General features: G+C 68.0%; 14 protein-coding genes and 1 tRNA gene. 6 read left to right on the top strand and 9 right to left on the bottom strand.

Annotation, left to right across the window (positions count from 1 at the left end; translation table 11 throughout):
• The first annotated feature begins 1 nt into the window (after position 1).
• Both QHF89_RS00860 and QHF89_RS00865 read left to right on the top strand, forming a co-directional pair.
• Positions 2-937 (top strand): FHA domain-containing protein, encoded by a 936-nt coding sequence (locus QHF89_RS00860; protein WP_136930482.1) that lies wholly within the window; start codon positions 2-4, stop codon positions 935-937.
• Between the two features lie 9 nt (positions 938-946).
• Complete coding sequence (locus tag QHF89_RS00865) at positions 947-1,813, top strand: FHA domain-containing protein (protein ID WP_136930481.1); 867 nt, start codon at positions 947-949, stop codon at positions 1,811-1,813.
• Here QHF89_RS00865 and QHF89_RS00870 read toward each other — a convergent pair.
• Both QHF89_RS00870 and QHF89_RS00875 read right to left on the bottom strand, forming a co-directional pair.
• Positions 1,698-2,366, bottom strand: coding sequence for a DciA family protein (locus tag QHF89_RS00870; protein ID WP_136930480.1), 669 nt, complete (start codon positions 2,364-2,366; stop codon positions 1,698-1,700). The two genes, QHF89_RS00865 and QHF89_RS00870, sit on opposite strands and share 116 nt — an antisense overlap.
• Positions 2,367-2,413: 47 nt before the next feature.
• A tRNA-Leu gene (locus QHF89_RS00875) sits at positions 2,414-2,496 on the bottom strand.
• Between the two features lie 115 nt (positions 2,497-2,611).
• On the opposite strand from QHF89_RS00875, the gene QHF89_RS00880 reads away from it, so the two are divergent.
• Entirely contained in the window at positions 2,612-3,913 is a 1,302-nt protein-coding gene (locus tag QHF89_RS00880) for a DUF362 domain-containing protein (RefSeq protein WP_136965194.1), read from the top strand.
• Between the two features lies 1 nt (position 3,914).
• Here QHF89_RS00880 and QHF89_RS00885 read toward each other — a convergent pair whose 3' ends face one another.
• Complete coding sequence (locus tag QHF89_RS00885) at positions 3,915-5,918, bottom strand: protein kinase domain-containing protein (protein ID WP_136965195.1); 2,004 nt, start codon at positions 5,916-5,918, stop codon at positions 3,915-3,917.
• Positions 5,919-6,041: 123 nt separating this feature from the next.
• Here QHF89_RS00885 and QHF89_RS00890 point away from each other — a divergent pair, with 123 nt between their 5' ends.
• Entirely contained in the window at positions 6,042-7,973 is a 1,932-nt protein-coding gene (locus tag QHF89_RS00890) for an ABC-F family ATP-binding cassette domain-containing protein (protein WP_136965196.1), read from the top strand.
• 4 nt (positions 7,974-7,977) lie between these two features.
• Here the strand turns inward: QHF89_RS00890 and QHF89_RS00895 are convergent, their stop codons facing one another.
• The 3 genes from QHF89_RS00895 to QHF89_RS00905 are packed head-to-tail and all read right to left on the bottom strand — an operon-like array spanning position 7,978 to position 12,644.
• The gene (locus QHF89_RS00895; RefSeq protein WP_284719881.1) at positions 7,978-9,513 is read right to left on the bottom strand and encodes a hypothetical protein; all 1,536 of its coding nucleotides are present in this window, start codon (positions 9,511-9,513) and stop codon (positions 7,978-7,980) included.
• Positions 9,514-9,551: 38 nt separating this feature from the next.
• Complete coding sequence (locus tag QHF89_RS00900; RefSeq protein ID WP_136965198.1) at positions 9,552-10,805, bottom strand: phospholipase D-like domain-containing protein; 1,254 nt, start codon at positions 10,803-10,805, stop codon at positions 9,552-9,554.
• Positions 10,806-10,865: 60 nt separating this feature from the next.
• Positions 10,866-12,644, bottom strand: coding sequence for a vWA domain-containing protein (locus tag QHF89_RS00905; protein ID WP_136965199.1), 1,779 nt, complete (start codon positions 12,642-12,644; stop codon positions 10,866-10,868).
• A gap of 276 nt (positions 12,645-12,920) precedes the next feature.
• Between QHF89_RS00905 and QHF89_RS00910 the strand changes: the two genes are divergently transcribed.
• On the top strand, positions 12,921-14,234 hold the full coding sequence (locus tag QHF89_RS00910; protein WP_136965200.1) for a hypothetical protein: 1,314 nt from the start codon (positions 12,921-12,923) through the stop codon (positions 14,232-14,234).
• Positions 14,235-14,310: 76 nt separating this feature from the next.
• Here QHF89_RS00910 and QHF89_RS00915 read toward each other — a convergent pair whose 3' ends face one another.
• From QHF89_RS00915 to QHF89_RS00925, 3 genes are all read right to left on the bottom strand, one after another.
• On the bottom strand, positions 14,311-15,942 hold the full coding sequence (locus QHF89_RS00915; protein ID WP_136965201.1) for a TROVE domain-containing protein: 1,632 nt from the start codon (positions 15,940-15,942) through the stop codon (positions 14,311-14,313).
• Positions 15,943-16,238: 296 nt separating this feature from the next.
• Positions 16,239-17,762: a sensor histidine kinase gene (locus tag QHF89_RS00920; protein WP_136965202.1), complete on the bottom strand. Its 1,524-nt coding sequence runs from the start codon at positions 17,760-17,762 to the stop codon at positions 16,239-16,241.
• Positions 17,759-18,430, bottom strand: coding sequence for a response regulator transcription factor (locus tag QHF89_RS00925; RefSeq protein WP_136965203.1), 672 nt, complete (start codon positions 18,428-18,430; stop codon positions 17,759-17,761). The genes QHF89_RS00920 and QHF89_RS00925 overlap by 4 nt, the downstream gene beginning before the upstream one ends.
• A 127-nt stretch (positions 18,431-18,557) precedes the next feature.
• On the opposite strand from QHF89_RS00925, the gene QHF89_RS00930 reads away from it, so the two are divergent.
• Positions 18,558-19,493, top strand: coding sequence for a dioxygenase family protein (locus tag QHF89_RS00930; protein ID WP_136965204.1), 936 nt, complete (start codon positions 18,558-18,560; stop codon positions 19,491-19,493).
• Positions 19,494-19,616: the final 123 nt, after the last annotated feature.

Below are 19,616 nucleotides of genomic sequence, written 5' to 3' on the forward strand. Positions count from 1 at the left end.
CATGGCGGTCCGACTGCGGTATCTGTCGCACGAGCTCGAAGTGCCGCTGGGCCAGTTCGTGATCGGCCGCAGCGCCGACTGCCAGCTCGCCCTCGATGATCCGCTGGTGTCACGCAGGCACGCGCTTCTCACGGTGCGCGGCGACAGCGTGACGATCGAGGACCTCGGCAGCCGCAACGGCGTGAGCCTGAACGGCACGAAGATCGAAGGACCGCAGAAGCTCGCGCACGGGGATCACATCACCATCGGCGGTCAGGAGATGGTGCTCGAGAACATCCCCGAGGAGGGCCTCTCGAGCGTGCCCGAGTCGATCGCGTTCGGCCATCCGCGCAGCGCCGCGCGCTCGGCCCGCATGCCCACCGTGGCGGGCCACGAGGGCTTCGAGACGCGCGAGGACTTCTGGAGCGACTACACGACGCCCGGCGTCGCGTCGCAGCAGAACACGTCCCCGACGCCGAGCGTGAACAGCGCGAACATCGTGGCGGCCGCGAACGTGCAGCCCGATCGGCACGTCAACGCGCTCTCGCTCATCGGGAGCGTCGCGGACAAAGCGCTCGCGATGGGCCGCGCCGAGGAGGCGGAGCGCATCCTCCTGCGCTCGCTGAACGACGTGCTGCAGAAGGCGCGCGACGGGAAAGAGCCTCCGCTCGACCTCGCGTCGACGGCCGCCATCTATGCGGCGAAGCTCGCATCGGCGACGGGCAGGGGCCTCTGGATCGACTACATCTTCGAGCTCTACACGCGCATCGATCAGCTCGTACCGGGTACGGTCGTCGACGAGCTCTACTCCGCGGTGCGCAAGGTCAAGACGCTCGACATGGGCAAGATGCGGGCGTACACCGAGTCGTTGCGGAGCCGGTCTTCGAGCTTCGGTCCCAGCGAGCGGTTCGTGCAGCAACGAATCGAGGGCCTCGAGCGCCTCGGTGGGCTCAAGTGAGGTTCGGACATGCCGTTCAGGATCCGTTACCTCGCGCATGACCTCGAGCTCCCGTTCGGGGAGTTCGTCGTCGGGCGCGGGCCCGAGTGCCAGCTCGCGGTCGATGATCCGCTCGTGTCGCGCAAGCACGCCGCGCTCGTCGTGGGCTCGAACGGCGTCGTCGCGAAGGACCTCGGCAGCCGCAACGGCGTGCTCGTCAACGGCGTGCGCATCGAGGGGCCGCGCGAGCTCGTGCCGGGCGACAAGATCCGCATCGGCAACCAGGAGATCATCATCTACAAGACCGACGAGCCGCGCTCGAGCCCGCTCGCGGACGAGGAGCACCGCCGCGCGATGCAGACGATCGGCGGCATGCAGGTCGCCGAGATCCATGCCTCCATCGAGGCTGCGGCGATCGACTCGAAGGGCGACGTCGACATCCGGCTCGGCGGTCGATCGGAGACGTCGCGACGTTTCCAGTCGGTGCGCCTGCTCTGCGGCGTCGCGGACAAGGCGCTCGCGATGGGCCGCGCCGACGAGGCCGAGCGCATCCTCGCCTCGCTCCTGCAGGGCATCTTGAAGCGCGCCAAGACGGGCCAGCGTCCGAAGGGCGGCGTCGCCGAGTACGCCGCGCTCTACGCCGCGCGCCTCGCCGCGGCGACGACGAAGGGCTCGTGGATCGACTACGTCTTCGATCTCTACACGACGATCAGCGCGCCGCTGCCTGGCTCCGTGATCGACGAGCTCTACACGATCGTGCGCAAGGCCAAGGGCTACGACATCAAGATGATCCGCGCGTACGTCGCGGAGCTGCAGAAGATTGCGCCCCAGCTCGGTCCTGCGGAGCGCTTCCTGGTGCAGCGGGTCGAGGGCCTCGAGCGGCTCGCGTCGTCGTAGCCGTCTCCGCTTCGGGCGCGCGCGCGGCACGCTCGTCCTTCTCGACACGCGCTTCGGGCGCTGCGGTCCTCTTGCGGCTCGTGCGCATGCGTTGCCAGCCGAGGTTCTTCGCCGCTGCGCGTCGAATCGCCTCGCGCAACGCTTCATCCGCCACGTGTTCGATCTCCGCGGCGAGCACCTCGGGCAGCTTCACGGCCGGCGGCGCCGTGCGCACGTCGTTCCGCGTCGTCGCGCGTTCGGGTGGGTCCACGGGGCCCACGCGGAAGCGCAGCGACTCGACCGCGACGCCGCGCGCCTTGAGCTGCTCCAGGATCGGCTCGCACAGCATCGAGAGCTCCTGCGCCCACGTCGCGCTCGCCGCGCGCACGTGCAGCACGCCGCGCTCCAGCTTGACCGGCCGCGCGCGCGCCGCGATGCGCGAGCCGACAGCAGCCTCCCAGTCTCGTGCGCGCACCGGAGAACGCGACGCGTCCGACGGCGGCGTGATCCCGCGCTCGCGGGCGAGCACCGCGAAGAGCGGCTCTATCCCCGAACGCCCTCTTCCCCGCTTCAACGTTGCCTCTTCGCGCTGGCCTGCCTGCTACGCAGCGACGAACTCGGTACCGAAGGTGGGACTCGAACCCACAAGCCCGTGAGGACAGTGGATTTTGAATCCACCGCGTTTGCCATTCCGCCACTTCGGCTCGTCTTGGACCCGGACTCTACCCACCCTGGCGGCGATCTGCAACGCCCGAGGCGGCATCGATGGCCACGCGTCCCTCCATGCTATAGGCATCCTCGATCGTTGCCGAGGTCTCGATGAGCAAGTCGAAAGTCGCGATCCTGCGGACATCCCCCGGGACCGTTCTCGAGGACTACCACCGCTTGATGAACCTGGCGGGCTACCAGGACGTCGTCGCCAAGGACGCGGACACGGCCCTCAAGGTCAACATCTCCTGGCATTTCTTCTTTCCGGGCTCGTCCACCGTGCCCTGGCAGCTCGAGGGCGTCATCCGCGCGATGCAGCGGGATGGCTACACGAAGGACCTGATCCACGCCTGCCACAACCGCACCGTCGTGATCGACGCGCACCTCGGCGAGCGTGAGAACAAGCAGATCGACGTCGTCCAGGCCCACGGCCTGCGCAACGTCCACCTCTACGAGGGCGAAGCGTGGATCGACGTGCGCGACGCCGTCGGGGATCTGACGAAGAAGTTCCTCTGCTTGAACGAGGTCTACCCGAAGGGCTTCAGCATCCCGAAGCGCTTCCTCGGGGAGAACATCATCCACCTGCCCACGGTGAAGACGCACATCTTCACGACGACGACGGGCGCGATGAAGAACGCGTTCGGCGGCCTCTTGAACGAGCACCGCCACTGGACGCACCCGGTCATCCACGAGACGCTCGTCGATCTTCTGATGATCCAGAAGAAGATCCACCGTGGCGTCTTCGCCGTGATGGATGGGACTTTCGCCGGCGACGGCCCGGGGCCGCGCTGCATGATCCCGCACGTAAAGAACGTGATCCTCGCGTCGGCCGATCAGGTCGCGATCGACGCGGTCGCGGGCAAGCTCATGGGCTTCGACCCGCTGCGTGACCTCAAGTTCGTCCGCCTCGCGCACGACCTCGGCCTCGGCTGCGGCGACGTGCGCGACATCGAGATCGTCGGCGACGTCGATGCTTTGAACGACAAGTGGGACTTCCAGGGGCCGTTCAAGGAGATGACCTTCGCCTCGCGCAACCAGCACCGGATCTACTGGGGCCCGCTGAAGAAGCCGGTCGAGTGGTCGCTGAAGACGTGGCTCGCGCCGTGGGCGTACGTCGCGTCCGTCGCGTACCACGACGCGTTCTGGTACCCGATGTACGCGCAGAAGAACGTGCAGCGCGTCCTCGCGAGCGAGTGGGGCCGCCTCTTCGCGAACTGGGGCCGCGTGCAGCCCGACGCCGAGGGCCGCGGTTATCCCGACGTCGGCGAGGTCAGCCCCGAGCTCATTCGCATCGGCCTTAAGCACTTCCTCGAAGCTTTCCGCCTCATCGGCATGGCCGTCGCCGAGTCGCCCGAGCTCAAGCACCGCCGCATGCGCCAGGAGCGCGAGGCGGCGCGCATCGCGCATCCCTGAATCAGATCAGCGGCGACCCGCCCCCGGTCGCCGCATTCCCTCCCGGCGGCCCGCCGGTCAGGTCGATCGTCTCGGCCATCGAATTCGGCCCGCCCCTGCCGCCAATCGTATCCCCACCCGCGCGACGCACGAGCTCGAACGCTTCGAGGGGCTCGCTCGTCGCCGGGTGGACGGGCACGCAATCGAACGAATCTTTCGCCACGTCGAACGCGCCTCGATTCATGAGGATCTGGTTCTTCGTGGCCGCGGCCTGGAGCATCGCCGCCGCGCGCGGCACCTCGCCGACGATCGTGTAATCGAGCCGGCCGAACGCCTTCGATCCGATCTCGCCGGACAACATGTCCCCCGTCGCCACGCCGATCGACACCCCGAGCGCGAACGGCGAATCCTGCCCGGCGCGTAATGCCAGCGTGCGGAGCTGCATTCGCACGTCGAGGCTCGCTTCGAGCGCGCGCGTCACGTGATGATCGCCCCGGAACGTCGCCATCACGGCGTCGCCGAGGAACTTGTCGACCACGCCGCCGCGGTTCGTCACGGCTGGCACGATCACCTCGAAATTCGCGTTCAGCGTACGCACGCGCTCATTGGGCTCTTGCGACTTCGAGCTCGCGTGGAAGCCCGCGACGTCGATGAACACCACCGTGCCTTGCCAGGTATCGATCGCGCCGAACGACGATGCCGACCGGAGCCTGTCGACCAGGCTCGGGCTCACGAACATGCGCAGCACGCTGTTTTCTTCGCTCGAACGGGCGTTCGTGCGGAGCTCCGTCACGTGCTTCAGCGTCTTTTCGATCGTGACCTCGAGATCCTTGAAATCGATCGGTTTGACCAGGAAATCGAACGCGCCGCGGTTCATCGCGGTGCGGATGTTGCTCATGTCGCCGTAGGCCGAGACGATGATCGTCCGCACGAGCGGGTTCACGTCGCCCACGCGCGAGAGGAACGTGAGCCCATCCATGCCGGGCATGTTGATGTCGGTCAGGACGACGTCGATATCCCCGTGCTTGCGCAGCTCCTCGAGCGCGCTCTCGCCGTTCGTCGCGAAGACGAAAGTATACACCTCTTTCTTGATCTGCTGGCGAAATCGCTGCTTGATGAGGTGCGGGACGTCGGGCTCGTCGTCGACGACGAGGATCTTCGCCGTCCCTGGCTGGTTGTGCTCGGCGAGCGCCGCGAATGCGCTGGCGAACTCTCGCGCCGAGCGAAAGCGCTTGTCCGGGTCCTTCGCCAGCGCGCGCTCGAAGAAACGATCCACCTCCGGCGTAAGCTCCTTCAAATAGGTCGAAGGCGGCGGGAACGGATCGGTGCAAATGCGCACCATCAGCATCCCCAGCCATTGCCCGGGGAACGGGTGCTGCCCCGTCAGGGCGCGGTAGGCGAGCACCGCGAGTGACCAGAGATCGCTCCGCAGATCCACGGCGCCGCAGCGGATCTGCTCGGGGCTCATGTAGAGCGGCGTCCCGACGATGCTGCCTGCGTGGGTGAGCTGAAGCTCGTCCTCCGTCGCGTCCTCTTCGCTCGTCAGCATCGAGACGACGCCGAAATCGAGGATCTTGACCGTCTCGTTGGCCTCGCCGCGCGACATGAACACGTTCGCCGGCTTGAAATCGCGGTGCACGATGCCCTTCGCGTGCGCGGCCGCGAGCCCGATCGCCGCTTGCGTCACGATTGGCACGAGCGCGCTGAGCGGCAGACGCTCGATCCGTTCGAGCCGGCTCTCGAAGTCCTCGCCCTCCAGGAGCTCCATCACGATGTACGGCGAACCCTCGTCAATGCCGTAATCGTAAATCTGCACCACGTGCTGATTCCGGAGCTGCGCAATCGCCTTCGCTTCCCGGTCGAAGCGGGTCCGCGCGGTGGTCGAGGCCACGTGGTCCGGGGACATGAGCTTGAGGGCCACCCGCCGACGCAGATGGAGATCGAGCCCCTCCCAGATGTAGCCCATGGCCCCACGCCCGATCTGCCGCACGAGCTCGTATTTCCCGGCGATGAGGCGGTGGGACATGAGGATTTTCCCGACTCTAGCCGATGGTCCCTCGCGCCGTCAACGCGCCGTTCGTGGCTCCGTGACGGAAGGTCTGTCGTTCCTCCCGCACCAGAGGTTCGCCGCAGTGCTACGCTCGGCTCCGTGCCCGTCCTCGTCGCGCAGGAGTTAACGAAGTCGTTTGGTGAGAGGCGCATCCTCGATGGCGTCTCGCTTTCCATCCACAGCGGAGAACACGTCGGGCTCGTGGGAGCCAATGGGAGCGGCAAGAGCACGCTCGCGCGTATCCTCGCGGGCCTCGACAAGCCCGACACGGGCACGGTCGCGCAGCGGCGCGGCGCCGACGTCGCGTATCTCGCGCAGGAGCCCGCGCTCGATCCGGTGAAAACAGGCCGTGAGCTGGTCGTCGAGGGCCTCGGCCCGTGGGCCGCGGCGAAGGCGCGATACGACGCGATCTCGGCGCGTCTCGGCCACGGCGACGGGGATCAGGATGCCCTCCTCGCCGAGCAGGCGGAGGTGGCTGCGCAGATCGAGCGGCTCGGCGGCTGGGATCAGCTCCACAAGGTCGACGAGATCCTCGGCCACGTCGGCGTCACGCGCCCCGACGCGCCCACGGCTGAGCTCTCGGGCGGGGACAAACGGCGCGTCGCGCTCGCCTGTCTGCTCATCGCGCCGCCTGCGCTGCTCGTGCTCGACGAACCTTCGAACCACCTCGACACCGAGACGATCGACTGGCTCGAAGGCTGGCTCGTCGAGGAGTACAAGGGCGCGCTGCTCATCGTCACGCACGATCGGTATTTGCTCGACCGCGTCGTCGATCGGACGATCGAGCTCCACCGCGGCAAGGTGTATTCGTACGAGGGCGGCTACGAGGACTACCTCGAAGCGAAGGCGGAGCGGCTCGCGATCGAGGCGCGCACCGAGCAGAACCGGCAGAATCTGCTCCGGACCGAGCTCGAATGGCTCCGGCGCCAGCCGAAGGCGCGCACGACCAAGCAAAAGGCGCGCATCCAGCGGGCCGAGGCCGCGAAGGCGGCCACCCCCGCGCGCGCCGAGCAGACGACGAAGCTCCTGGCGGAGTCGAGTTTTACAGGGAAAACCGTCCTCGAGCTCCGCAAGCTCTCCCTGGAGATGGCGGGACGCACGCTCGTGAAGGACTTCGACTTCGTGCTCGCGGCCGGCGAGCGCGTGGGGATCGTGGGCCGGAACGGCACGGGGAAGACCACGCTCCTCCGGTCGATCCTGGGCGACGTCGCGCCTGCGCGCGGCGAGGTGGTGGTCGGGAAAAACACCCGGGTCGGGTATTTCGATCAGCACCGGAGCGGGCTCGACGAGGACAAATCGATCTACGACAACGTCGCCGCGGCGGGGAACAAGATCGAGCTCGGCGGCCAGCCGATCGAGGTCCGCTCGTTCCTCGAACGGTTCCTCTTCGACGGCCACGCGCAGCGGCAGCCCGTGAAATCGCTCTCCGGCGGCGAACGGGCGCGCGTCGTCCTGGCGAAGATGCTCTCGCAGAGCCATAGCCTGCTCATCCTGGACGAACCCACGAACGACCTCGATTTGCCCACGCTCTCCGCGCTGGAGGAGATGCTCACCGAATACGGCGGCAGCGCGCTCGTCGTGACGCACGACCGGTGGTTCCTCGATCGGGTCGCGACCTCGCTCCTCGTGTTCGAGGGCGACGGCCTCGTCGTGCGGTATGCCGGTGGGCACCAGGACTATCTCGTCCAAAAAGCGGCCGCGGAGGCGGCGAAGGAAGAGGCAACGAAGGCCGCTGCGGCCGCCGCGAAAGTGACCAGCAAGGACAAACCCGCCGCGGCGAAGCCGACCACGCCGAAATCGAAGGGGCTCACGTGGTCCGAGCAGCGCGAGCTCGAAGGGATCATGGGCCGGATCGAGGACGCGGAGGGCGAGGTCGCGTCCCTCGAAAAGGAGCTCGCAGATCCGGCGCTGTATTCGTCACGCGGGGCGGAGGTCCCGGTGCTCGGGCGGCGCCTCGACGAGGCCAAGGCCCGCGCCGCGACGTTGATTGCGCGGTGGGAAGAGCTGGAGCAAAAACAAGCCGGCGCTTAGCGGCTCACTCCTTCACGATATTGCACGTGAGCTCCTCGGAGACGAGCTCGGTGCCGCCCGTGCCCTCGCGCAGCGAGACCACGAGGATCTTGCCGTCGGGCAGCGGGAGCAGGCGCACCTCCGAGGCCAGGCTCTTGTCGTCGAGCACCGAGAAGCGCTTGCCGATCGCCTGGAACTTCTCGTCGACCGGCACGAGCTCGAGGTCGCCGCTGCCGCGCTTGCCCTCAATGAACGCGAGCCAGCGCCGCCCCTGCGTGTCGCGCAGGAAGGTCGGATCCGTCTCGGAATGGTCGTGGTGGTCCGCCTCGTCGTCGTGCCCGTGCGCGTGGTCGTGGCCCGCGTCGCCCATGTGCGTGTCGATCGCGACGAGCTTCTTCGGCAGCTCGTGGCTCTTCGGCACCCGCAGCGCGCGCAGCGCGAATTGCCCCTTTTCCTTGGCCACGGACGTGACGATCACGAGATCCTCGCCGTCCTTCGTGGCGTGCGGGATCGTCGGGAAGCCCGGATAACTCGCGAGCTTGCTCTTCAGGCGCTTGTTTTTCCCGAGGATCCCCACGCGGAGCGTCGAGCTGAATCGTGTCGCGAGCAGGAGCGAGCCGTCGTCGAACGCGTGCGAGATCGGCACCTCGAACGAGGCGAGCGCGGGCGGATCTCCCTTGAGCACGATCTCGTGCAGGTGGACCTCGTTGTCCTTGTTGCCCGTGTCCACCATCAGCGTGCTCTTCCATTCGAGCGCGCCTTCGGCCTTCTCGTCCGCTTCGAGTTCGGAGCCCACGATCCACGCATGGCCGCCGCCGTCCGAGAACGTGCGGCAATCACGCAGCTCGTGATACCCTTTCTCGTCCTCGGCCTCGTCGACCTTGGCCTTCGCGTCGTCCTCGGCGTGGCCCCGCTCGTACTCGTGACCCTTCAGGAGCTTCGCCCGCTCCTCGCCGGTCGGTTTTTCCGGACGATCGAGCCAGGGCGTCCCGTCGAAATGGTTCCAGGCGTCGCTCGTATCGGCCGGGCCGCAGGCGACGCGGCGCTTCTTGTCCTTGTATTCGTCGTGGTAATCGACGAACGCGTAGACCTTCTCGCCGTCGACCTTCGACGGCGTCACGCGCATGACCTTGCGCGTCCCTTCCTCGGCCTTCGGCGGCTTCGCGAGGTGCGAGCCTTTGCCCACGGCGACCTTCACGAGCCGGCCCTCGCCCGACTTCTCGACGACGAGCACGTAGGGATCGTAGCCCATCGCCAGGCCCACGCCGTGCCGGCCTTCGCCGAGCTCCACGACCGAAAGGCCCGTCAGCTTGTTTGCGCCCGAGCCCCACACCTTCTTTTCGCCAGCCTTGCACGCGGGCGGCCCCTCCGGGGGTTTGATCGGTGCGGCCGTGCTGGGCGCGGCAGCGACGGCGGGCGTGATGGATCCAGCCGAGGATGTCCCCGAGGCCGTGACAGCGGCCGAGGGGATGGGCGAGGGCGTGATGTCGCTCGACCCGCGGTCACACGCGGCGACGAGGAGGAGCGGAAGGAGCGGGGCGACGCGGCGGAAGTCGTGCACGCGGCGATGAGAAAACGAAATGCCCCTGCCCGTCAATCTCATTCGATGCGCGGCGGCTCGTACTTGCGGTCGGGATCGAGCACCTCGGCGTACGTGCCGCCGAACCCGTCCTCGAAGATGCGCGCGAGCTGCCCGGCGATCGCCTTGCCGTCGATGAACAGCCCGACGTTTCGGCTCAACGTGAAATAGTCGCCCTCCCAGTTGCTCGTGCCGATCCAGGCGCTCTTGCCGTCGACGACCATGTATTTCGCGTGGGCCACGCGGGCGAACGGGATGAAGCCGGACGAGCTCTGCGGGATCACGAGGAACCGGATGGAGATCCCGGGCACGCGCGAAAGCTCGCGCAGCCCTTCGAGCGACGCCTCGCGTTTGCTCCAATCCGCGACGAGCAAACGCACGCGCACGCCGCGTTTTGCCGCTCTTCGGAGCGCGTCGTCGAGGTCCGGCCACGGCGTGCCGTTTCGCATCTTCGTGCGGTACGTCAGGACTTGCACGTCGAGCGTGCGCTCGGCGCCGTCGATCCGCGCGAGCAGCTCGGGAAGCTCCCACGGCACGCCCGCGGGCAGGAGATCCTTGGGGCTCGCCGTGGGCAGGATTCGCACCTCCTCGGCGCCGAACGTGAGGCGCGCGGGAATCGCGAGCGGCTTCGTCTCCGGCGACTCGGCAGCGACCTGCCCGCCGGCGATCCACCAATCCTGCGCGAACACCCGCGCGTACGCCGCGACGACTTCGGGCACGCGCACGCGCGCGCCGATTTCCTGGATGTGTTCGAGCGAGCGGTAATCCATGTTCTGGCTGCCGACGTATGCGTCCCCGTCGTCGACCACCATGTATTTGGCGTGCTGCACGCCGTCGCGCGCCCGGAGGTCCACCTTGCGGACGAGGACCCCGTGCGAGGCCAGCCGATCGACGGATTCGGGGTATCGCAGGTAAAACTTGATGTCGGCGAGGAGCCGCACGCGCACGCCGCGCGCCGCGGCCTCCTCGATCGCCACGAGCACCGGTTCGAGTTTTCCGCCGGGCGCATTGCTGATGTAAAAATGCTCGATGTCGATCGACCGCTTCGCGCCCTGGATCATCGCGAGCCACACCTCGGCGGCGTTTTGCACGTCGGGATGATCGAGCGTGGTCTCGACCGGCGGCGTTTCGACGATCTCGAGGGGCATCACCGCGGCGGACGGCTCCCCGGGCGTGGGCGCGGGCGCGGGCGCGGGGGTTTGCGGGGCCGGTTCGTGGGAACAGCCGGCGAGGGCGAGGAGCGAGGCGGCGAGGGGGAGGGCGAGGCGCGACATCGGAGAGCCGCGCCAGAATAGGAGGATCGAGGGCGTTCGTCGAGGTCCCGGCGTGCTTTTTCAGCGCGCCACGGCCGGCCCCTGATTGCCCGTCGCGAGCTTCTCCGCGCGGTGCACGAGGCTCACGAACTCCTGCTGATCGGATTGCGTTGTCGCGGCCTGATCGGCGAGCCGGGCGATGTCCTTCATCGACCAATCGCGCGCGTGCGGGCTCTGCCGCAGCACCTCGGCGAACGCAGCGACCGTCGCGGCGAACCGGAAATCGCGCCCCGCCGCATCGAACGAGGCCGCGATCGCCCCCGGATCCATCTTGAACTCGCTCTCCGTCGCCGTATCGCCCGCGAGCGGCTGCTTGTGGCGGAGGCGGAGCACGATCGGCGAGGACTTCGTGTCCTTGAGGACCACGTCGTAGATCGCCGTCACCGCGTGGCCGTTGCCGATCTCGCCCGCGTCGACCTTGTCATTGCGGAAATCCTTGTCCGCGATGTCCCGGTTCTCGTAGCCGATGAGCCGGTATTCCTTCACCACCTTCGGGTCGAACTCCACCTGAATCTTCACGTCGCGCGCGATGACCTCCAGCATGCCGGAGAGCTGGTCCTGGAACACGCGCTTCGCCTGGACCTCGCTGTCGATGTACGCGTAGTTGCCGTCGCCCTTGTCGGCGAGGCGCTCCATCATCGTGTCCTTGTAATTGCCGGTCCCGAAGCCCACCGTGCTCAGCGTGATGCCCTTCTCCTTGTAACGGCCGATCATATCGAGGATCTGCTCGTGCGACGTCGGCCCCACGTTCGCGTCGCCGTCCGAGAGCACGATGACGCGATTGACGTGGCCCTTCACCAGCGTCCGCTCGGCGAGCTTGTACGCGAGCTCGATTCCGCTCGCCATCGCGGTCGATCCCGAGGCCGAGAGGTCGTCGATCGCGCGGAAGATCTTGTCCTTCTCCTCGATTCCGGTCGGCGCGAGCACCTCGCGCACGTTGCCGGCGTAGGTGCAGAGTGCCACGGTGTCACCCTTCTTCAGCGAACTCGTCAGGAGCTTCAGGCTGCGCTTGGCGAGCGGGATCTTGTCGGCCGCTTCCATGGAGCCGCTCGTGTCGACGAGGTACACGAGGTGCACGGGCTTGCGCGCGCTCTCCGGCACGCGCTTGCCTTGCACGGCGACGCGCACGAGGTGATGGCCCTTCGTGAACGGCGACGGCGCAGCGGCGAAATGCACCGCAAACGGCCCGCTCTTCGGCGCCTCGTAGCTGTAATCGAAGTAGTTCAAAAACTCCTCGGCGCGGATGGAGGCGAACGGAGGGAGCGTGCCCTCCATGATCTTCCGGCGCGCGATCGAATACGACGCGGTGTCGACATCAATGGCGAACGTCGAGAGCCGATCCTTCTGCGGATCGACGACCGGGTTCACGCCGTAATCCTTGTAATCCTCGGTGCCTTTCGGCTCGGGCGGCGCGACGGCGATCGGGGCGGGCTGCGGCGCCGGCTTTTGCGTGGCGACGGCGACCTTGCGCTCGGCCTCGGCCTTCTTCATGGGCTGCGTGGGCACGATCGGGGGCGGCGCGGGCGGGGGCGGCGCCATCATCGTGGGCGAAGGATTCACGGGCTGCTGCGCCATCGGTGCGGCCGCCCCGGCTGCCACGGGCGCGGCCTCGTCCGCGGCCGGCGCGTCCGTCTCGGCGGCCGTGTATTGCTGCGGGTAGGAGGACGCATCGCTGACCGCCGTCGCGGTCCTCGGCTCGGCGGCGCCTCCCGACGAGGAGGGTGCGGCGCCGCAACCGGCGAGGGTCTGGGCGAGCGTGACGAGGGCGACGAGGGCGACGACGGGGCGAGAGCGCAACATGGCAGAAGTCCTCCGGGTGGCGTTTCGCCCGAGGAAACGGCGGCGCCCGGCGAACCTTACAGCCGCTCGTCGCGATCGTGCGGGAGGGTGTCCGTGGCGCCGGGGCGGCGGATCCGGGCCCCGCGGGGAGTGTGAACGAAACGACGGTGCCGCCCCTGCGCAAATCGAGCAGCCGTGGCGCAACCGAGGCCTCGATGGCCTGCGCGCGCCGACGAATGCACGTTGGCCTTCCCCTTGCAATGCGGCGGGACGAACCCTTTCGCGGAGTCAAAACGCGTGCGATCCTCGCTTGCTTTCCTTTTTCTTGTCTCGTTCCTTCCTGCCTGCTCGGGCGGCCCTGGGCCCAGCGAGCCTCCTTCGGGGGATGGTCCCGACAAACCCGACGAGGCCGTCGCCCTCGTCTGTGACCTCATGCGCGCCGCGTGCGAGCGGCAGGTCGCGTGCGGGCATCCCTTCATCAACAACACGCCGGGCGACGTGGACGCTTGCCTCGAAGCGCAACGCTGCGAAACGGTCTCCGACGTGCTCACGTCGCCCGACGTCGTGGTCGACCCTGCCGCTGTCGCGAACTGCGTCGCGGCGATCGAGGTTGCGAGCTGCGGGGCGCTCGCCGCGCAGGGCCTCGGTATCGATCCCTCTTGCGCGCATTACGTCGTCGGCACGCGCGCCGAGGGCGAGAGCTGCCGCGGCGGCACCGTCTCCGATTGCGCGGCGGGCCTCTCCTGCGCGTTCGAGGGCGACACGTGCCCTGGCACCTGCACGCGCGCGCCCGAGCGTTGCAGCGAAGGCTCGTGCGGCGCGAACGCGTTCTGCGCCTCCGACGGCACCTGCAAAGACCGCGCGTCCATCGGCGAAGCGTGTGACGAGACGCTCCTCGATTTCGAAAACCTCCGCGACGACCCTTGCGTGGCCGGCGCCCATTGCGAGGCCTTCGTCTGCGTGGCCAACCTCGACGCGGGCGCGGCGTGCGCCGGGGCGAACCTCCACGCCTGCGGCGAAGGCGCGGCCTGCCTCTGCGCAGACCCTGCGAATTGCGCGAGCGATGCCGATTATGCTTGCCGCCCCGCGCGCGCCGAGGGCGAGCCGTGCAACATGGCGCTCGATTGCAACGAGGGCCTTTACTGCAACTTCGGCGACGAAGGCCGCTGCGCGAAGCGCGGCGGACCCGGCGCGGCGTGCGGGGATTCGTACGGCGCTTGCCAGCACCCGCTCACGTGCGTCGATGGAGCATGTGCCGGCGAGGAGCCGCTCATCGCCGACCTCCCACTGCTCGAAGAGGGCCAGAGCTGCGTCGAGAGCGGCGCTTGCCCGCTCGGCATGGCCTGCACCTGCGACAACGAGGGTTGCACCGAAAAACGCTGCCTGCCCGCGCCGGGCCTCGGCGCGAGCTGCCAGGAGCAAATGCTCGCGAACATCACGCCGTTCGCCTGCGCCGAGGGCCTTTGCGACCTCCTCGCCGGGTATACCTGCGTGTTGCCTGCGGCCGCCGGCGAGCCTTGCCCCGTCGACGGCCTGACCCTCGCCTGCGCCTCGCTCGTCTGCATCGGCGGCAAATGCGCCTCCGCGGAGCAGACGCGCTGCGAGGAATGACGCGCGCTGCGATTGTCGCGGAACACGTTCCGGCAAGCCGGGGGGGCGAGGCTTGCGACGCGCCTCGCCCCCTCGATCATGCCGCCTTCCCGGAGGAAGCCTTCTCCATCTCCGCGGCGAAACGGAGCAGGCCCTCGCCCCAGCCGCCGAGGATGTACGTACGGTCGTAGAACTCCGGCACGAGCGTGTCCTTGTAGCCGGCGATCTGCACCAAGAACACCTTCACGTTCGGGTTCACGCGCTTGCGATACGTCGACACGAGCTTCGCCACGTCGATGTATTGCCCGCCCGAACCCCAGCCGTACTCGCGATACTGCGCCTTGTTCGTACCGTACAGGCCGCCGTGGCCCGCCTGCATGTCGCTCATCACGAAGATCGAGTCCCAGTGCTCCTTCATCCGGATCGCCCGGTCGAAGAAGAGCCAGATTCCATTCTCCGTCGACGGACCGATGTGCTTCGCGAGCGCCTCGGCGCGCTTCAATTGATCGAAAATCGACGCACCCTTTCGGATCGCGAACGTCTCCAGTTCGTCCCCGAACACGCCGAGGTGACCCTCGTCCGCGCGCATCCCCGCGAGCACGCCCGTCAGGTTGCCGATCGTCGAGACCTTCATCGTGCCCATCGCGCTCGTCGCCGTCCCCTGCGCCGAGCCACTGTTGTCCGCGAGCACCATCACGCGCCCGCGGAAATACGGCAGCTCGCCGAGCGACGTGACGAGGCACGTCTCGATCGCGTCGAGCAGCGCCCCCGGCGCCTTCTCCTCCACGGCCTTGTAGGCCGAGAAGTAACGGAAGGGCAATTGCTTGCCGTCCTTCGCGCCCGCGAGCAACGACGGGACGATCTCGTCCGCCTTGATACCCGCCTCCAGCATGTTGCGGAGGTTGCGCAGCATCGCCATGTGGCCCATGACCGCCATGGCCTTCTTCCACGACGTCCGGTTCGAGCCGCGCGCGCTCACGATTGCCTCCCACGTGCGCCCCGTGTTCTTCGCCTCGCCCTTCACGAGCTTGTGCACCGCCTCGCTCTTCGGGTGCACGAGGTTCACGACGTCCACGGTCTTCGCCGCGTGATCCTCGAGCCGGTACTTTGCGAGTCCGTACGTATCGAAGCGCGTGATCGCGTCACGCCACGCCTTCTTCAGCGCATTCGGGATCGGCTTGCCATAACGAAACATCTGATACGCCAGGCCCACCGCCGGCTCGTCCGCGCGCTTCACGATTCGCGGCGCATACTTGCGCACGAGGCCCGTCCCCTTCACGGCGCGATGATTCGCCGCGCGCACGAGGATGACCTGCGGCGTCGTGCGGATGTGCTCGTCGTTCCGCAGCCGCGCCGCCTCTTCCAGCGTCGCCTCCGCGTCGTGGTCGAGCGCCTCGTCGATCGCGCTCTCGATGAGCTCCGCGGGCGACATCTTGCGCCACGCCTGCGGATCGACCGCGTCGAGCGTCGCGCGGAGGTAATCGACCTCCTTGTTCGAGAGCCGGCACGGGCTCGCGGCCTTCACGGGCCGCGCGTCCTTCTCGTCACGGTGGTAATACATGGGCTCGCCGAAGAAGCACGTCGACGCCGCGAGGCGGAGGCGCAAAATCGGCGACGAGAGGTCGTACGAGACGCCGCCCATGAAATTCAGGTGTCCCGAGGTCGGGGGCATCTGAGTTGCCGCCTTCGCGCGAGCCTTCTCCTTCTTGATGAAGCTGAAAAACGCCATGACGAACCTACCGGTTCCCCGCGCAGCACGCGCTGCGCGGATCAAAAAACACCCGAGGAGCCCGGGAGAACCATCGGCAGCGGGGTTTTTTCGTTGAGATCGAAGGAACCGCTGCCTTCACTGCCCGGGGCTCGGGGGAGCGGCCCTCGCGAGGAGGGTGCTCGGCGAGGAGGCATTGCAGCGGGCGTGCCAGCGCCCCTGGGGCCTCAAAACGCGGTCGTTTTCGCGGATGGTTCGAGGATCCGGCCGCGCGGGGACGGAACCGACGCGTGTGGCGTAGACGGTTGGATAAAGCCTTATCCCGGGGGAGCGCCGAGCTTTCCTTCGAGCTCGACCTCGAGGCCGCCGTACTCCGACGGCCGGAGCGTCAGGCGGTAGCCGTGCAGCTCGGCGGCGCGGTGCGTGATGTGCAGCCCGAGCCCCTGTCCGTCCGGCGCACGTGAGCGCGCCTCATTGCCGCGAAAGCCGCGCTCCGCGAGCCGCGAAAGCTCGGCCTCCGGGATGCCCGGGCCGTCGTCGACCACGCGGAGACGGAAAACAGCCTCGTTCGCGACGCGCTCCAGGATGACCGCGACGTGACCGCCGGATCGATTGTAACGAACGGCGTTGTACGTGACGTTGCTGATCGCCTGTTCGAGGAGCGTCACGTCGGCCGAGACGGTCACGGGCTCCCCGGGCACGGCCGTCTCGATCGACACCCCGAGCTGCTTCGCGATGGGCTTGTGCCGCCCGACCACCCTCTTCACGAGCGTTTCGAGATCCACCTCGCTCCGCTGGAGGTTTACGTCGGCCGCTTCGAGCCGAGCCGTCGCCGCGAGGTTGTGCACGAGCGACGCCATGTAATGGGCCTCGTCCATCGCCGAGACGAGCGCGCCGACGTCGACGGATTTCCCCGCTGCCGCGTCCTCGCGCAGCGTCGCGAGGTGGCCTTGCAGCACCGTGAGCGGGATCATCACGTCGTGCGTCGTGTTCGCCAGGAAATGGCGGAGCGCCTGCTCGCGCTGGTCCTTTTCTTCGAGCTGCGATCGGATCTCGCGCCCCGCGGCATTGAAGGCGCGCGCGAGCACGCCGATCTCGTCGTCGCCCTCGATCAGGACGGCGTCCGCGTAGGTGGCCGAGGCCGAGCGCTGCACGGCCTCGGTGAGCTTGCGAATACGCCGTACCACGGGGCCCAGGGCGAGGAGCATCGCCGCGAAGACGGCGACCGTGGGCAGCAGCCATATGTTGGATTCGGGCAGCACCGCGCCCCACGTCGGATCCGTCGTCCCGCGGGCGAGCACGTACGCGCACGGGCCCGTGCCCCAGGGCATTCGCGCCAGGATCTCGACCGACGAGGTCGGCAAGACGTGCGACGTAATGGCGACGTCTTGCTCCTCCATGGCGCGGGCGAGCGCCTCGGGGACGGCGGGCGCATCGGGATTTTCCGAATGGAACGTTTCGTCGTACGCGTGCACGACCGCGGGCCTCGCCGCGCGGGGCCGCGGGGGCCTCGGCAGCGGCTCTCCATGCGGTGGCCCTCCGTGCGGCGGCCCTCCGTGCGGCGGCTCCCCGCGCGGCGGCTCCCCGCGCGGCGGCTCTTCAGGCGGAGGACGATGGCTATGTGGAGGCCCCAGCGCTCGGCTCGGCCGCAGCTCGCCGCCGAACGACGAAGGCGCCGCCTCGCACGCCTCCCGCGCCACGGGCATTTGCCCAAAAACGAATTCCGTGAGGTTCTGCTCCGCGGCCCGATGCCTCGCCGACGCGTCGTACCAGAACAGCGCGAATGTCATCGGGAGCATCACCGCAATGGTGGCGACCGCGAGTCGCGCGCGGAGCTTCATTCCTCGCGCCCATCGCCCAGCCGATACCCGATTCCCCACACGGTCTCGACGAACGCGCCGCGCCCGAGCTTTTTGCGCAACCTCGATACGTGCACGTCGAGCGTCCGCTCGGTCCCGTCGCGCTCCGGATCGAGCACGCGCTCGGCGAGCGAGCTCCGCGTCATGGCCTCGCCCGGCCGCTCGGCGAGCGCCGCGAGGAACTCGAACTCGAGCCGCGTGACCTCGACGCGCTCGCCGCGCACGGAGACCTCGCGCCGCCCGCGATCGATCCGCAGCGCGCCGACCTCGACGACGTCCCCGCGCCCGAGCGTGGGCCTGCGGAGGCGCGCGCGTACGCGCTCGACGAGCTCCTCGGGCCAGAAGGGTTTCGTCATGTAGTCGTCGGCGCCGAGCCGCAGCGCGCGGACCTTGTCCGCCGTGTCGTTGCGCGCGCTGAGCACGAGCACCGGCACCTCGGAGAACACGCGCAGATCCTTGAGGATGTCCATTCCGTACGTACCGGGCAGCATCAGATCGAGCACGACGAGCTCGACGTCGGGCAAGGTCTCTCGGGACAAACGCTGCCCTTCCTTCCACCAGGTGGGCTCGTAGCCGGCGTCGCGAAGGCGCTTGACGATCTGCGCGCCGAGCTCCTGATCATCCTCGATGACGAGCACCTTTTTTCCCATGGTCCCTTTTCTGGAGCGGCGACGCGCGCGGCGCGAGCCCCATCGTAGCCGAGGACGGAACGCATGTCCCGGCACGTAAGGAAGTCGTAAGATTTCCGATCTACATACGAGTCCAGGAGGAACGCGCATGCCTCGCCACTCGAAAAAGGACCGCTCCCAGGAAACCATCACGCGCCGATCCGTTCTCCGCGGCATTGGCACGGCCCTTTGCGCCGCGCCGCTCGCGGCATTCATCGGTTGCGGAGGAACCAACGAAAACACTGGGTCCGGCGGCGCAGGCGGCAGCGGCGGTTCGGGCGGAAGCGGCGGCAGCGGCGGCACCGGCGGCGCCGGAAACGGCGAATGGGCCACGGGCGGCACGGCCTCGATGTCCGGCGATTACGCGGACCCGTTCACCGACGACCCGGGCGCGACGTGCGCGCTCGTTTGCGCCATGACGCTCGGCCCGTGTTATGCCAAGACGATCGTCCGGAAAGACATCAGCGAGGGATCATCCGGCCTGCCGATGCGCCTCGCGCTGCGCGTCGTCGACGAGACGTGCAAGCCGATCGAGGGCGCAGAAGTCGACGTCTGGCACACAGCCGCCTCGGGCCTCTATTCGGGCGACGACTCCGTGGAGATGTGCACGGGCAACGACGCCGAGGCGCTCGCGGCCCGGTGGTTCCGCGGCGTGCAGACCACCGACGCGAACGGGCGCGTCGATTTCGATTCGTGTTTCCCGGGCTGGTATTCGAGCCGGACGATCCACATCCACTTCACGGTGCGCGTCGGCGGGGACGAATACGTCACGTCCCAGCTCTTCTTCCCGGACGAGTTGAGCGACGACATCATCGCGACGCAGCCCATTTACAAGGACCGCGGCGAGCGCGACACGACGAACGAAAATGACACGGTGATCTCGGCCGACGCCGCCTCCGATTACACGCTGCAGGCGAAGAAGATGTCGGACGGCGCGCTGCTCGCGTGGAAGACGCTCGTCATTCGCTCCTCGCTCGCGGATACGTTGTGCCAGGCGCCGGGTGGAATGGGCGGCCCGGGCGGCGGACCGCCTCCGATGCCGTGACCGGCGCGCGTTCCTGAACTCGCTCGGTCGACGAGCGGCCTGCCCGCCATTCCCATCGCTCGGGCCGCCTCACGCGCGGCGCCCTGCTTGACACCCACCGAGAGGGGCACCCTGTTCCGTGCA

This window comes from Polyangium sorediatum (assembly GCF_029946465.1).
In the GTDB taxonomy this organism is placed as follows: Bacteria; Myxococcota_A; Polyangia; order Polyangiales; family Polyangiaceae; genus Polyangium; species Polyangium fumosum.

Excerpts from the sequence above, each read along its gene's own strand:
- QHF89_RS00915 (WP_136965201.1), bottom strand. The coding sequence starts at position 15,942 with ATGGCGTTTTTCAGCTTCATCAAGAAGGAGAAGGCTCGCGCGAAGGCG.
- QHF89_RS00865 (WP_136930481.1), top strand. The coding sequence starts at position 947 with ATGCCGTTCAGGATCCGTTACCTCGCGCATGACCTCGAGCTCCCGTTC.
- QHF89_RS00930 (WP_136965204.1), top strand. The coding sequence starts at position 18,558 with ATGCCTCGCCACTCGAAAAAGGACCGCTCCCAGGAAACCATCACGCGC.
- QHF89_RS00900 (WP_136965198.1), bottom strand. The coding sequence starts at position 10,805 with ATGTCGCGCCTCGCCCTCCCCCTCGCCGCCTCGCTCCTCGCCCTCGCC.
- QHF89_RS00905 (WP_136965199.1), bottom strand. The coding sequence starts at position 12,644 with ATGTTGCGCTCTCGCCCCGTCGTCGCCCTCGTCGCCCTCGTCACGCTC.
- QHF89_RS00885 (WP_136965195.1), bottom strand. The coding sequence starts at position 5,918 with ATGTCCCACCGCCTCATCGCCGGGAAATACGAGCTCGTGCGGCAGATC.
- QHF89_RS00880 (WP_136965194.1), top strand. The coding sequence starts at position 2,612 with ATGAGCAAGTCGAAAGTCGCGATCCTGCGGACATCCCCCGGGACCGTT.
- QHF89_RS00925 (WP_136965203.1), bottom strand. The coding sequence starts at position 18,430 with ATGGGAAAAAAGGTGCTCGTCATCGAGGATGATCAGGAGCTCGGCGCG.
- QHF89_RS00860 (WP_136930482.1), top strand. The coding sequence starts at position 2 with ATGGCGGTCCGACTGCGGTATCTGTCGCACGAGCTCGAAGTGCCGCTG.
- QHF89_RS00920 (WP_136965202.1), bottom strand. The coding sequence starts at position 17,762 with ATGAAGCTCCGCGCGCGACTCGCGGTCGCCACCATTGCGGTGATGCTC.